The sequence below is a fragment of the Actinoplanes subglobosus genome (genome assembly GCF_042650585.1).
Lineage (GTDB): Bacteria > Actinomycetota > Actinomycetes > Mycobacteriales > Micromonosporaceae > Actinoplanes > Actinoplanes subglobosus.
This window is the reverse complement of sequence record NZ_JBHSBL010000006.1, coordinates 69,862-82,921: the sequence shown is the minus strand read 5'-3', so window position 1 is coordinate 82,921 and position 13,060 is coordinate 69,862. Positions and strand designations below refer to the sequence as shown.

General features: G+C 72.2%; 13 protein-coding genes. 4 read left to right on the top strand and 9 right to left on the bottom strand.

From position 1 onward, the window contains the following. The first annotated feature begins 21 nt into the window (after window positions 1-21). Window positions 22-825, top strand: coding sequence for a pectate lyase (locus ACFO0C_RS06585; RefSeq protein WP_378065638.1), 804 nt, complete (start codon window positions 22-24; stop codon window positions 823-825). A gap of 285 nt (window positions 826-1,110) precedes the next feature. Here the strand turns inward: ACFO0C_RS06585 and ACFO0C_RS06580 are convergent, their stop codons facing one another. The 3 genes from ACFO0C_RS06580 to ACFO0C_RS06570 form a co-directional block, all read right to left on the bottom strand. Continuing rightward, on the bottom strand, window positions 1,111-1,989 hold the full coding sequence (locus ACFO0C_RS06580) for a GlxA family transcriptional regulator (RefSeq protein ID WP_378065637.1): 879 nt from the start codon (window positions 1,987-1,989) through the stop codon (window positions 1,111-1,113). A gap of 42 nt (window positions 1,990-2,031) precedes the next feature. After that, a complete protein-coding gene (locus ACFO0C_RS06575) occupies window positions 2,032-2,616 on the bottom strand; it encodes an isochorismatase family protein (RefSeq protein WP_378065636.1) in 585 nt (194 codons plus the stop codon). A 68-nt stretch (window positions 2,617-2,684) separates the two neighbouring features. After that, window positions 2,685-4,253: a DUF6194 family protein gene (locus ACFO0C_RS06570; RefSeq protein WP_378065635.1), complete on the bottom strand. Its 1,569-nt coding sequence runs from the start codon at window positions 4,251-4,253 to the stop codon at window positions 2,685-2,687. A gap of 64 nt (window positions 4,254-4,317) precedes the next feature. Here ACFO0C_RS06570 and ACFO0C_RS06565 point away from each other — a divergent pair, with 64 nt between their 5' ends. Beyond that, the gene (locus tag ACFO0C_RS06565) at window positions 4,318-5,076 is read left to right on the top strand and encodes a MerR family transcriptional regulator (RefSeq protein WP_378066072.1); all 759 of its coding nucleotides are present in this window, start codon (window positions 4,318-4,320) and stop codon (window positions 5,074-5,076) included. On the opposite strand, the gene ACFO0C_RS06560 is transcribed toward ACFO0C_RS06565, so the two are convergent. The 4 genes from ACFO0C_RS06560 to ACFO0C_RS06545 form a co-directional block, all read right to left on the bottom strand. Continuing rightward, the gene (locus tag ACFO0C_RS06560) at window positions 5,064-5,474 is read right to left on the bottom strand and encodes a PRC-barrel domain-containing protein (protein ID WP_378065634.1); all 411 of its coding nucleotides are present in this window, start codon (window positions 5,472-5,474) and stop codon (window positions 5,064-5,066) included. The genes ACFO0C_RS06565 and ACFO0C_RS06560 overlap by 13 nt on opposite strands. A gap of 74 nt (window positions 5,475-5,548) precedes the next feature. Beyond that, window positions 5,549-6,475, bottom strand: a complete 927-nt coding sequence (locus ACFO0C_RS06555) for a sugar kinase (RefSeq protein WP_378065633.1) — start codon at window positions 6,473-6,475, stop codon at window positions 5,549-5,551. Further along, window positions 6,472-7,107 carry a bifunctional 4-hydroxy-2-oxoglutarate aldolase/2-dehydro-3-deoxy-phosphogluconate aldolase gene (locus ACFO0C_RS06550; RefSeq protein ID WP_378065632.1) on the bottom strand — a complete coding sequence of 212 codons (636 nt, stop codon included), beginning with the start codon at window positions 7,105-7,107 and terminating at the stop codon, window positions 6,472-6,474. The genes ACFO0C_RS06555 and ACFO0C_RS06550 overlap by 4 nt, the downstream gene beginning before the upstream one ends. 40 nt (window positions 7,108-7,147) lie before the next feature. Further along, window positions 7,148-7,666: a hypothetical protein gene (locus tag ACFO0C_RS06545; protein WP_378065631.1), complete on the bottom strand. Its 519-nt coding sequence runs from the start codon at window positions 7,664-7,666 to the stop codon at window positions 7,148-7,150. 115 nt (window positions 7,667-7,781) lie between these two features. Between ACFO0C_RS06545 and ACFO0C_RS06540 the strand changes: the two genes are divergently transcribed. After that, complete coding sequence (locus ACFO0C_RS06540) at window positions 7,782-8,687, top strand: NADP-dependent oxidoreductase (protein WP_378065630.1); 906 nt, start codon at window positions 7,782-7,784, stop codon at window positions 8,685-8,687. Window positions 8,688-8,695: 8 nt separating this feature from the next. Here the strand turns inward: ACFO0C_RS06540 and ACFO0C_RS06535 are convergent, their stop codons facing one another. Next, window positions 8,696-9,580, bottom strand: coding sequence for a GntR family transcriptional regulator (locus ACFO0C_RS06535; RefSeq protein ID WP_378065629.1), 885 nt, complete (start codon window positions 9,578-9,580; stop codon window positions 8,696-8,698). 102 nt (window positions 9,581-9,682) lie between these two features. On the opposite strand from ACFO0C_RS06535, the gene ACFO0C_RS06530 reads away from it, so the two are divergent. Next, a complete protein-coding gene (locus tag ACFO0C_RS06530; RefSeq protein ID WP_378065628.1) occupies window positions 9,683-10,867 on the top strand; it encodes an FAD-dependent monooxygenase in 1,185 nt (394 codons plus the stop codon). On the opposite strand, the gene ACFO0C_RS06525 is transcribed toward ACFO0C_RS06530, so the two are convergent. Next, window positions 10,855-12,948 carry a peptidoglycan recognition protein family protein gene (locus ACFO0C_RS06525; RefSeq protein WP_378065627.1) on the bottom strand — a complete coding sequence of 698 codons (2,094 nt, stop codon included), beginning with the start codon at window positions 12,946-12,948 and terminating at the stop codon, window positions 10,855-10,857. The two genes, ACFO0C_RS06530 and ACFO0C_RS06525, sit on opposite strands and share 13 nt — an antisense overlap. Window positions 12,949-13,060 lie beyond the last annotated feature (112 nt).

The window sequence follows — 13,060 nt, the reverse complement described above, 5'->3', positions numbered from 1 at the left end:
CATCCCCATGAAAGGCCGATCGTGTTCAAGAATCTGCGGAAGCGGTGGCGTGCCGGAGTCGTGGCGATCGCCTCCGTCGGCCTGGGCCTCGGTGCGGTCGTCTACACGCAGGGCGCCTCCGCCGCGACCTGGCCGACCGCGACCGGCACGGTGAAGCTCACCGCGACCAAGGCGGTCTCCGGGACACTCGACGGCGGTTTGAAACGTTACGTCGGCAGCGGCGCGCTCGGCACCGACGACCAGGACGAGGGCCAGGACCCGCTGTTCACCCTGGCCGACGGCGCGACCCTGAAGAACGTCATCATCGGCTCCCCGGCCGCCGACGGCGTGCACTGCCTCGGTTCCTGCACCATCTCCAACGTGTGGTGGGAGAACGTCGGCGAGGACGCGGCGACCTTCAAGGGCGGCTCCAGCGCGAAGTACACGGTCACCGGTGGTGGCGCGAAGGGCGCCGACGACAAGGTGTTCCAGCACAACGGCGGCGGCACCCTGACGATCAGTGGCTTCGCGGTCAGCGACTTCGGCAAGCTCTACCGGTCCTGCGGCAACTGCTCGACCCAGTACAAGCGGGCCGTCGTACTGAAGAACATCGAGGTCACCGCCCCCGGCTCCAGCCTGGTCGGCATCAACTCGAACTTCGGCGACACCGCCACCTTCTCCGGCATCACGATCATCGGTGACAGCAGCAAGAAGATCTCCATCTGCGTCACCTACAAGGGCAACAAGACCGGCGCCGAACCCACCAAGGTCGCCACCTACAAGGCGAGCACCGGAGGCGACGGAACCAACTGCAAGTTCACGACCGCCAACGTGACCTACAAATAGCGGTTCGCCGTTCCGCGGAGCGACCCCCCATCGCTATCCCCCCGCGTGAGCGCGAACCACCGGTGAAACGGCCGGGCCCCGGTGCCAGACGGGCCCGGCCGTTCCCGTTGATTCATTATCTTGTACGGCCACACAATTCCCGTGCCGGTCCGGACAAGGCAGACGCCGGTCCGGACCGATGGCGACTTCCGGGCCGAGTGCGGCCCAAGACGTCACCCCCTCCACCGGCACCGCTACGACCTCGGAGGCTCCCGCTGCCCCGGAACGGGTGACGAGGGTTGATCTTCAGCGGGCTCGTAGACGACGGAGCATGCGGGCGTCGGTGAAGCCGACCGCGCGGGCCGCGGACTCGGCTGTCGAGCCGTGGCCGATCAGGTACTCGGCTCGTTCCAGGCGGAGCAACTGCTGGTAGCGCAGCGGGGTTCGGCCGGTCGCGGCGGTGAACAGGCGGGTCAGGGTGCGTTCGCTGACTCCGGCTCCGGCGGCCAGCCCGGCGAGCGGGAGCACTGCGGCGAAGTCGGCGTCGATACGGTCCTGCACCCGGTGCACGACGTCGCTCAGATGGGCGCGGTGCCGGAGCATGGCGCTGTTCTGCTGTTCGTCACCGTTGCGGCGGCCGTAGACCACCATCTCGCGGGCCACCCGGGCGGCGATCGCCGGGCCGTGCCGCTGGGCGACCAGGTGCAGGGCCAGGTCGATGCCACTGGCGATGCCGGCCGACGTGACGACCCGGTCGTCGCAGACGTAGAGGACGTCGCGGGTGACCGTCGCCTTCGGGTAGCGGCGTGCGAACGCGTCCTGCAGATCGTGATGGGTGGTGCAGCGCCGCCCGTCGAGCAGTCCGGCCCGGCCCAGGGCGTCGGCACCGGCACAGACGCTCGCGACAGTGCCACCGGCCGCGTGGTGGGCGGCGATCCGTTCCAGGGTGGCCGGGGTGAAGAAGCCGTAGCCACTGCGCCAGCCCGGCACCAGCAGCAGGTCACCGGCGTCGAGGGCCGGCCATTCCAGCTCGGCGCAGAGCGGCACACCCTGCCAGGTCGGCACCGGCGACGCCTCGGCCACGTAGTGCAGCCGGTAGCCCGGCGCGGTGGAGAACACCTGCGCCGGGCCGGCGAGGTCGAGCAGGTGTACCTGCGGGGTGAGGACGAACAGCACCCGGTTCACGATCCGGTCAACCCCCAACTCCCCGCCGGGCGATCCGGACGGTCAGTCGCCGATGATCTCGGCGACGGTCTTGACGGTGGCGAAACGGCCGGACAGCGCATAGACGGTGCGGGCCGCCACGTCCGCCGCCGACAGCGTACGGGGATCGGCCAGCAGTTCCTCGACGGTCTGGCCGGCGGGGGCGTCCGGGTGCGGGATCGGGTTGGTGGCGGTCGCGTCGATGGCGAACGTCACCTCGTAGCCGAGGTCGGAGGCGAACCGGGCGGTGGTCTCCACGCACTGCTCGGTCCGCAGGCCGCACACCGTGATCGAGCGGACGCCGGCCACGGTGAGCAGGTGCTGGAGGTTGGTCGTGGTGAACGCGTTGTGCACCGTCTTGGTCAGCAGCGGCTCGTCCTCGGCCGGGGACAGCTCGTCCATCACCCGCACGTGTCCGCTGGCCGGGTCGAAGGTGTTACCGGTTCCGGGTTCGGCGTGGACCACCCAGATCACCCGGTCACCGGCGGCGCGGGCCGCGTCCACGAGCTGTCCCACCTTCTTCGCCACGTCGGGGTTGTCAGTCGTCGCCCAGAGCGGCCGGGCGCGGAAGGACTCCTGAACGTCGATCACGACGAGTGCGTTTGTCATACCTGAATCCAACGCCTCCTGGGCCGGGCGCAGAAGGCATCATCACGCCCGGGCCCGGAACGATCCGGTCAGCGCTGCCGGGCCGCCGACCGGGTGCGGGCCCGCTCCAGCAGCCGGGCGACCTCCTCGGCGGTCCCCGGGCCGGGGTTCACCACACAGGCCCAGCCCTGCACCGCGTAGGCCGGGTGCGGCATCAGCCGGTCCGTCTCGGCGAAGTCGATCTCCTCCTGGTGTGCGGCGAACTCCTCCGGGCCGTAGCCGAACAGGTTCCGGAACTCGTCCCGGCCGACCTCGATGTTGAGCCGGTGGCGGCCGTCGGCGGAGAGGGCCGAGCGCTCGTCGAAGTCCGGGACGTCGTGCCCGACGATCGTGGCGAACGGGCGCATCCGGTCCTCGCCGGCGAAGAAGAACCGGTCACCCCAGGTGTACGGCGGCATCTCGGAGCCGGGCTCGATGCGGGTCCCGGTCACGCCGGGCAGGCCGCTGATCCGGGCGGCGACGGCGGCGCCCGGCCCGTGGCCGATGTGCAGGATCGCGTCGGCGCCCTCGACCAGAGCGGCCGTCAGCGGGAAGTGGCCGAGCAGATCGGTGTCACGCTGGTCGCCGCCGGTGGGTGGCGGGAAGATGCCGGTCTCGGGGCCGAGCCGCTCCTCGTAGGTGCCGGGCCCGGGCACGTCCAGCCCGGCGGGACCGCTCGCGCCGAGACTCCCGGCCACGAACACGTAGTGGTCGCCGAGCACCGCGGAGACTATCGAACCGGCACCGGACCACTCGGCCGCGTAGTCGACACCCTCCCAGTGGGTCTCCCATCGGCTCGGGCCGCGCTGGAGGTGGGTGTTGTGGGCGGCGACCAGGACCGGGCCACGGTCCCGCTCGGACTCCAGGATGTCGAGCAGGTTCCGGGCCATCAGCACGTCGCGGGTCTGGAGGAGGCGGCCGATCCGCTCCGACTGGCTGCCCGGGCCGGCCATCGCCGCGTGGTACGTGAGCAGCCCGATCGCCGTGGCAGCCAGCACCCTCGCCTGATGCCAGGCACGCGGGGATGTCTCCTGGATGAGGCGGGGCGCGTGGCCGTACAAGATGGTGGTGAAATCCTCCGCCAGACCTCGCAGCGCGGCAGCCTCCGGTGACCGGCCGGGTGATCGCGCCGCGTCGTACATGATCTCCGGAGCCGTCCATCGGGCGTCCTCGCCGGCCAGGTCGTCCAGCTCGGGTGCCGCGACGCCGAGATAGTCCCGGAGTTTCCGCAGGTGAACGGCGGGGCTGGGGGCGGCTTCGATCTCGGTGGGGGCGTCGAAGCCGTGGAGGGTGACGCGCTCCTCCGCCGGGCGGCCGGCGTTGTGGGCGCGCAGCCAGGCGACCAGGTCGCGGGTGGCCGGGTGCTCGCCCCAGCCGTGGCTGATGCCGGTCGACAGGTCCAGGTCGTCGCGGTGGCCCTGCACGTAGTCGTCGACGGCGAGCGCGGCGGCCCGGTCCGACTCGATCGCGATCGAGCGGAAGCCCTCGCCGACGAGGGTCTCGAGGATCCGGTTGCGGAGGCCGGGAAACGCCGGCTCGCCGTGGTAGGGCTCGCCCAGCGCCAGCAGGCGCGGACGGCGCGCGGAGATCAGGGATCGCAGCTCGGTGTGGAAAGCCATGACCTCAACCGTATCGTTGAACCAGCGGTTGAAGCTTTTGAATGATTTGCCTGGGGAGCGACCTCTGAAGTCTCAAAACGGGGTTCACCGGCCGGTGGATCTGGCGCGGGCACACGGGCTGTCGGCGCAGGCCGTGCGCAACTACGAGGAGGCCGGGGTGATCCCGCCGGCCCGGCGCACGGCGAGCGGCTACCGGGTCTACACCGACGACCATGTGGGGGCGCTCGCCGCCTACCTCGGGCTGCTTCCGGGGTACGGCTACCCGTCCGCCGGCGAGATCATGCGAGCCGTGCTCCGCGACGACCTGGACGCCGCACTCGCCGTGATCGACGCCGCCCACGTGCAGTTGCGCCGCGACCGCGACACCGTGACAGCGGTCGCCGCGGCCCTGGTCGAGACGCCGGCGCCCGGGCATCTCCCGGACCGGCCGGTCTCCGTCGGCATGCTCGCCCACCGGCTCGGCGTCACCCCCGCCACGCTGCGCAAATGGGAGCGCGCCGGGATCCTGGCACCGGCCCGGTCGCGGACCGCCCGGATCTACTCCCCCGACGACGTCCGCGACGCCGAGCTGGCCCATCTACTACGCCGGGGCGGCTACCTCCTCGAGCACATCGCGACGGTGATCGCGCAGGTCCGCGCGGCCGGCGGGCCCGGGCCGCTGACGGCGTCGATCGCGCAGTGGCGGGCCAGGCTCACCGCCCGCAGCCGGGCCATGCTGACCGGATCGGCCCGGCTGTCGGACTACCTGGACATACGACACGCCGCCCCGCCCGTGGGGGATACGGGCGGGGCGGCGGGTTCTGGCGAGGATCAGCGAGGGTAGTCGCGGTAACTACCGGTGTAGTAGTCGCCGACCTGCTCCCGGTACTCCGGCGTCTCGAAGGTGTCCTTGTCGTACTCCGGGGAGCTCTTGATCTGCTCCTTGGTCCGGTCCACGTACACCTTCCGCTCGTCGTGGTCGAACGTCTGGACCGTGCCGGCCGGAAGGAGAACCTTCGACCCGAAAATCCACGGTCCGGTGTCGACCACCAGGAACGAGCTGCCCACGTCGTAGCTGGCCTTGTCGATCGAGCCGATGTGTCCATCGGTGGCCTCGACCTTGTAGCCGACCAGGTCCACGCCGGTCGTCCCGTACTCGTCGGCGGCCTCCGCCGTCACCGGGTCGTTGCCCAGCGGCGACGGCTCCCGCCATGTCCACGGAGTGAACGGCGTCGGTTGCATAACGGCCTCCTCGGATCGATGAATTTGCCGTCGTGCAATCGGTACCCGCTCCCTCCGCGCCCTAACCCACCGAATCAGCGGAGGATGTCGCCGCCGGAGAGAGCTGCCAGCTCAGCCCGGTCGGGCAGGCCGTCGCAATCACCCGGGACGGTGACCGCGAAAGCGCCCGCGGCGATCGCCGTCCGCAGCCGCCGCTGCGCTCCCGCCCCCGCCAGCCGGTCGGCCAGATAGCCGGCCACGAACGCGTCACCGGCCCCGACCGTGTCGACCGCCGTCACCGTCAGCGCCGGGAGTGCGTGCCGTTCCCCGTCGATCAGGGCCACGCAGCCGCGCGCCCCGTCCTTCACGATCACCTCGGCCGGGCCCAGTTTCGCCAGACCGTCGACCGGATCGTCGGAGTCCACGAACAGCGCCGCCTCCTCCGGCGACGCGAACACCACGTCGGCGCGCGACACCAGATCACGTAGCACGGGGGCGGCCTCGGCGGCCGGCCACAACTTGCCCCGGTAGTTGACGTCCACCGACACCGGGACGCCGGCCGCCCGGGCCTGCTCCACGGCGTGGAACACGGCCGCCCGGCAGGTGTCGCTCAGCGCCGGGGTGATGCCGGTGACGTGCACGATCCCGGCTGCGGCGATCTCGGTGGCCGGCACGTCGGCCGGGGTCAGGCGCGAGCCCGCACTGCCGGCCCGGTGATAGTCGGCCTGGATGAACCGGCTCGACCGCTGGTAACGGATCATCAGGCCGGTGTGTGCCTCGTCGGGGAGGGCCAGGACACGTACGCCCGCCGCCCGCAGCCGTGCCACGATGAGCGCGCCGGTCGCGTCCGGGCCGAGACGCCCCAGCCACGTCGCGTCGCCACCGAGCCGCGCGACACCGATGGCCACGTTGCTCTCCGCGCCGGCGACCCCCAGGGTGAAGCCGCGGGCCCGGTCGAGCGGGCCGATGCCGTCGGCGACGAAGATGCCCATCGCCTCACCGAGAGTGAGCAGACCGGTCATGAGCGCGCGTAGCTGACGGCGTCGACCGCGTGCCGGGCCCGGGCGGCCAGCGCGGTGAGGCTGCCCCCGGTGGCGGCGTCGCCGATCAGTGGCCCGCCGACACCGACCGCGACCGCACCGGCGCTCAGCCACTTGGCGATGTCGTCCAGGCCGATGCCGCCGGTCGGCATGATCCGCACCTCGGGCAGCGGGCCACGCACGTCCTTGAGATAGCCGGGGCCGAGCCCGCCCGCCGGGAACAGCTTGATCAGCGGGGCACCGGCCCGGTGCGCCGCGAACACCTCGGTCGGGCTGAACGCGCCCGGATAGAACGGCACCGGCTGCGGGCCGAGGCCGCTCACCGGCGAGACGAGGAAGGTCGCGCCCGCGTCGACGGCCGCCTTCGCGTCCTCGTCGGTCAGGATCGTGCCGGCGCCGATCACCACCGAGTCGGGCAGCTGCCGTCGCAGGCCGGAGATCGCCTCCAGCGCACCTTGCGAGGTCAGGGTGACCTCGAGAGCGGTGACACCGGCGGCTACCAGGACGTCGGCCACCGCGGAGAACCCGTCGGCGGTCGGCGCACGCAGGACGGCGACGAGCCCGCACTCGGCGATGGCGGCGGAGACGGGATCGAGGGAGAGTTGATCGGTCACGGGCTCGATACTGCCCGATGCAAACGTTTGCAGAAAGGGGTCAGCTGGCCCGCCCGTTCAGCGACGGCACCGCCGGTGGCGTGTCCACGATCCCCAGCTCCTCACGGATCGCCGCCTCCAACTGCTGCATCACCAGCGGCACCTGCGCCAGCAACTCCCGGAAGTGGGTCTGCGGCTGCACCCCGACCACTCCAGCGGGATTCATCTCCCCGTGCAGACGTTCCAGCTGCAGATGTACGGCCAGAGCCGCACTCCGCACCGGCCCGGAGGCGAGCAGGCGCACCGGCATCAGCGCGGGGCCGATCTGGTCGACGTAGACCAGCGCCGACGGCGGTTTCTCCCCCGCGTCGAAGCTGGCCCGCAGCCGGTGCGTCGCATGCTCGAAAGCCGCCAGCAACCGGACGTAGGCGTCCTTGCGTTCGTCATACCACTGCCGGTCCCGGCGTGTCCGGTTCAGCAGAACGTTGTTACGTGCGAAGACGAGCTGCGCCGCCGCGGCACCGGCCAGCGCGAACACGACAGCCACCAGGGGCAGTCCCCACCACGGGATCTGAGACACCCGCTTACCGTATCGAGCCGCACGACGAGCGGTCTGACAACCACACCCCCGGACGACCACCGCACCGATGACCGGGGGTTGACCTCAACCTTCATTCAGCTTGCAGACTCCGGGCATGAGAGCTGCTGTGTTCGACGAGTACGGGTCGCCCGCGGTGCTGCGGATCGCCGAGCTGCCCGATCCGGTGCCCGGGCCGGGCGAGGTGCTGGTGCGGGTGCGGGCCGCCGGTGTCCAGCCGTTCGATGTGGCGGTGCGGCGCGGCACCATGCCGTGGGTACGGGCGAAGTTCCCCCAGCAGAGCGGGCAGGAGTACGCCGGGGTCGTCGAAGCCGTCGGCGAGGGGGTCGACGGTCTGGCGCCGGGCGACGCGGTTCTCGGTTCGACGATGCTGAACGCGACGGCCGAGCTGCTGACGGTCCCGGCGGCGAACGTGGTCGCCAAACCGGACAGCCTCGACTTCGCCACCGCGGCGGGGCTGGTCGCGGCCGCCCAGACGGCGAGCGGTGCGCTGCTGGAGCTGGGGGTGTCCGCTGACGACGTGCTGCTGGTGCACGCCGGCGCCGGCAGTGTCGGCACGGTGGCGATCCAGCTGGCGCGCCTCGCGGGGGCGACCGTGATCGGTACGGCGAGCGAGAGCAACCACGGCCACCTCCGGCGGTTGGGGGCGGTCGCTGTCCCGTACGGCGAGGAATTGATCGCGGCGGTGACCGCCACCGGCCTGAAGCCGACCGTCTCGCTGGACGCCGCCGGTGGTGCGGCGATCGCACAGTCGATCGCTCTGGGGGTCGCGCCGGAGCGGGTCGGCACGATCGTCGACGACCGGGCCGCCGCCGAGCACGGTGCCGCGGTGGTCCGGGCCGGCCGGTCCCCGGAACGGCTGGCCGGGGTGATCGCGCTGGCCGCGGCCGGGTCGGTGGTGATGCCGGTCCGGGTCTACCCGTTCGAGGCGATCGGGGAGGCGCACGCGGCGGTCGAGTCCCGGCACGGCCGCGGCAAGGTGGTCCTGACGATCAGCGATTGATCCACGGATCAGCGGTTGATCCACACCTCCAGCCCGTCGAGGAAGCGGGCCAGCCCGAACTCGAACAGGATGTGCAGATCGAACTCGAAGTCGAGCTCGCCCCGGAACAACTGCTCGTAGTGCGGCGCGGGATGCCGGGCGGTGAACGCGGCGAAGGCGGCGGCCTGGTGGTCCATCCACTGCTCGTCGGTCATCCCGGTGTCCCGCACGGCCTCCGCCTCGGGTTCGAGCCCGCTCGCCACGCCGCGGACGAAGCTGAAGAGCAGCACCTGGACCATCAACCGGTCGGTGACGCCGATGCCGGTCGGGCTCAGCGCACCCATGATCCACTCACCGAGACGCAGCGCGTTCGGCACCGGCTGGGGCCGGGTCATCGACATCGACGGGCCCAGCCACGGGTGCCGCTGGAAGATCTCCCACAGGGCACGGGCGCACCGGTCAAGGTCGGCCCGCCAGTCGCCGGTGTAGCGCGGCGGCACCCGCAACTCACCCAGCGCCGAGTCGATCATGGCCTGGATCAGCTCGTCCCGGCTCGGCACGTGCCGGTAGAGGGACATGGTCGAGACGTTCAGCCCGGTCGCGATGCGGCGCATGGACAGCTCGGCCATGCCGTCCCGCTCGGCGACGGCGACCGCCTCGGCGACGATCCGCTCGCGGCTCAGGTCGGTCTCCCGGGGCGGGGCGGGACCGGCCACCACCGTGCCGACGCCGGGGCGCGCCACGGTCAGGCCCTCGTCGCGCAGTGCCGCGTGGGCCTTGGTGGCGGTGGCGATGGCGACGCCCCACTCGGCGGTGATGGCGCGGGCCGAGGGGACCCGGTCGCCGGGGCGCAGCTCGCCGCTCTCGATGCGGTGCCGGATGTCGGCGACGATCCGGCGGTATGGCGCGTCCACGGTAGTACACCGGCCTTCCCGTACTAGTGCGGTTCGCTTCTTCTCCAAGCCACTTCTAGCCTCTAGTACATCGATGTACAGAGTACGCAAGGAGGCGGGGACATGCGGGTTCTGATTTCCGGTGCCGGGATCGCCGGGCCGGCTCTGGCGTTCTGGCTGCACCGGGCCGGCGCCGACGTGACAGTGGTGGAGCGGAGTGCGGCGCCGCGGCCGGGCGGGCACGCGATCGACGTGCGCGGGGTGGCCCGTACCGTCGTGGAGCGGATGGGCCTGCGCGAGCGGATCCGTGCGCGGCAGGTCGACGAGCGGGGATTCGCCCTGGTCAGCTCGTCCGGACGCCGGCTCGCCGCGGTGCCGGCCACGGCGTTCGGCGGTGAGGGCATCGTCGCCGAGATCGAGATCGCGCGCGGCGACCTGGCCGAGATCCTCCTGGAGGCGGCGTCGGGGGCCGACTACCGGTTCGGCGACCGGATCACCGCTGTCGACGACGGCGCGGTGAGGTTCGCGAGCGGCGGCACCGAGCGGTTCGACGTGATCGTCGGTGCCGACGGGGTGCACTCCAGCACCCGGCGGCTGGTGTTCGGGCCGGACGAGCGGTTCGTGCGCTATCTCGGCGGCTACACGGCGTATTTCACCGTCGGCGATCCCGGCGACCTGGACCACTGGCTGCTGATGCACACCGCGACCGGTGGGCGGGGTGCCTACCTGCGGCCGGAGAACGGCGGCACGGCGAAGGCGGGCCTGTCGTTCCTGCACCCGTCGCCCGATTTCGACCGGCTGCCCCGGGCCGAGGCCGAGCGGGTGATCGCCGGGAAGCTCGCCGGCGTCGGCTGGCGGGTCCCGGAGCTGCTGGCCGCGATGCCGGCGGCGCCCGACTTCTACTGCGACTCGCTCAACCAGGTCCGGGTGGACCGGTGGTGGCGCGGCCGGGTGGCGCTGATCGGCGATGCCGGTTACTGCGGGTCACCGCTGGCCGGGATGGGCACCAGCATGAGCCTGGTCGGCGCCTACGTGCTCGCCGGGGAGCTGGCCGGTGCCGGCGACCCGGAGCGGGCGTTCGCGGCCTACCAGCGGGAGATGGCCGACTACGTCGCGGCCGGCATCCAGCTGCCGCCGGGCGGGATGCGGATGGCCGCACCCCGCTCCCGCGCGATGATCGGGGCACGCATCCTGATGGCCCGGATGATGACCCGGTGGCCGTCCAGGCAGATCGCCGAGATGCAGTTCGACAAGGCCGACGCGATCACCCTTCGGGACTATCCGGCGTTGACCGGTCAACGCAGGTAGACCAGCCCGTCCAGCACCACCGACGGCCGTCCCGTGGTGCCCTCGGCCTGCACCCGGACGGTGTGCGTGCCGCTGGTGCGCCACGACCGCGCCCACACCGCCCGCCCGTTCCCGGCGTCCGCGGACCGCAGGTCGACGATCCCCTGGAACTCCTCGTCCACGTAGATCCGCACCCGGCCCGAGGCCGCCGTCCGGCCGGCCACGACAGCGGCCGAGCTTCCGGTGAAGGTCCAGGTCAGCGACGCTCCGGCGGCCGACGCGGCGAGGGCCTCACCGCCGAGGAGCCCCTGGTCCCGCATCGCCCGCCAGGTGCCGGTCCGCGTCGCCTCGGCCTCGGTCAACAACACGGGGGTACGGGTGACCGCGGCGCTCGCCACGTTCCCGGCGCGATCGGTGGCCGTGACCGCCCAGGTCGCCGGGTCACCCAGCCGGGCCGTGCCGGCGTACTGCCGGGTGCCACCGGACAGGTTCTCCGAGGCCGCGCCGCGCACCCGTACCGATTTCAGGCCGGACGTGTCGGTGGCCGTCCAGCCGACACGCACCGGCACCGACACCCCGACCGTGCCCTCGCGCAGCGCCACCAGCGGCGGCTCGCTGAACTCCGGTGCCACCGGGTCGACGACCACGGCGGTACTGGTCTCGGCGATCTTCCCGGACAGGTGGACGGCCCGGACGGTGACCTTGTGCTCGCCCGGTTCGAGCCGCACCGCGGCCTGCCGGTGCCCACTCGGTGCGGCCGCCGACAGCCGGCCGTCGGCCCACACCTCGAAGCGGTCCATCATGCGGGTCGGCGTCGACAGGTCCCACGCCGGTCCGGCCGCGCTCCTGGTGTAGTACTTCCCGCCGTACGCCGTGGCACCGTTGACCCCGCGGTACCGCAACCCGGCCGGGGCCGCGCCGGCCGTCGTCCGGATCGCCGGGAGCTGCGCGTACAGGGCGTTGCCCGGGCACTCGGTCCGGCCGGTGTCGCGATGCCCGGCGATCCGGTTCAGCAGCGCCGTCTGCCCGGCCGGGTAGCGGTCGCTGCCGCCGGAGACCAGGCCGACCTTGCCGAGCGGCGGGTTGCTCCAGGCCCCCAGCTTGTACGCGGCCAGTTGCGCCACCGACGCCCGCGCCGCCGCCGGGATCGGAGCCGACCGATAGTCGCCGATCACCGCGACGGCGCTGGCGTTGGCGTTGAACCCGAGCGTGTGCGCGCCCAGCACGGACCGGTGCACGCCGCCCCCACGCCCCTCGAAGATCCGCCCGCACTTGTCGACCAGGAAGTTGTAGCCGATGTCGTTCCAGCCCTTGCTCTTCACGTGGAAGCGCTCGATGCCGCGGACGATGCTCGCCGAGTCCGCGCAGTCGTAGCCGTTGCCGGAGGCGGTGTGGTGCACGAACACGATGTGCACCGAGCCGGTGTACTCCGGCGGCTCCTTGACGATCGACTCGTCGGCACCCCAGCCGGTCCTGGTGACCAGGCGAGGGACCGGCCGTACCGGCAGGACGACCGGTACCTCGCCGGCGTTGTTCACCTCCGCGGCCGGCCTCATCGCGGGGGCCGGCCTCTTCACCGGGATCGGTGCGGTCTCCCGGGCGTCCGGGTTGATCAGGTCGACGCGGAGGCCGGCCGGCAGCTCATCGCCGCCGGGGGCGATGACCCGGGCCTGGACCCCGTCGGACGGGCCGACCCAGAGCGGGTCGCTGCTGCCGCGCACGCCCGGGCCGCCGGCTGAGGCGTCCGGGTTGTCGGTCTCCAGGAGCTGCCAGGACGACCAGGCCCCGGTGGTGAGGTGCCTGGTCCGTACCTCGATGGCGCCCTGCGGCGCGGATCGCGGATCCGCCCAGGTGACGCCGACCAGGCTGAACGGCGCGGTGGCCCGCCGGGCCAGCTCAGCAGTGCGCGGCACGACCGGGGACCGGGCCGCCACCAGGCGCATCCCGGGCTCGGCCAGGGCGAACGTCTGGAGGACGGGCTCGGCGCCCGCCGTCCGGGCCGGTGGGACCGGCGGTCGCAGGGCGACACTGGCTCCGGCGATCGCGACGGCGATCGCCGGAGTGGCGGCGGCAAGGCGTGCGGTGAGCCGAGTGCGGCGCATGTGAACTCCCCGGCCGCCGGCATAAAGGGGTCATTTCGGATGCCCCGGCGACCACAAGCCACCCTGCCGGTTACCGGCGTGACAGGTGGGGAGTTCTGTGAAAAAAGTTCAG

Excerpts from the sequence above, each read along its gene's own strand:
- ACFO0C_RS06575 (WP_378065636.1), bottom strand. The coding sequence starts at position 2,616 with ATGACAAACGCACTCGTCGTGATCGACGTTCAGGAGTCCTTCCGCGCC.
- ACFO0C_RS06570 (WP_378065635.1), bottom strand. The coding sequence starts at position 4,253 with ATGGCTTTCCACACCGAGCTGCGATCCCTGATCTCCGCGCGCCGTCCG.
- ACFO0C_RS06560 (WP_378065634.1), bottom strand. The coding sequence starts at position 5,474 with ATGCAACCGACGCCGTTCACTCCGTGGACATGGCGGGAGCCGTCGCCG.
- ACFO0C_RS06555 (WP_378065633.1), bottom strand. The coding sequence starts at position 6,475 with ATGACCGGTCTGCTCACTCTCGGTGAGGCGATGGGCATCTTCGTCGCC.
- ACFO0C_RS06540 (WP_378065630.1), top strand. The coding sequence starts at position 7,782 with ATGAGAGCTGCTGTGTTCGACGAGTACGGGTCGCCCGCGGTGCTGCGG.
- ACFO0C_RS06530 (WP_378065628.1), top strand. The coding sequence starts at position 9,683 with ATGCGGGTTCTGATTTCCGGTGCCGGGATCGCCGGGCCGGCTCTGGCG.
- ACFO0C_RS06525 (WP_378065627.1), bottom strand. The coding sequence starts at position 12,948 with ATGCGCCGCACTCGGCTCACCGCACGCCTTGCCGCCGCCACTCCGGCG.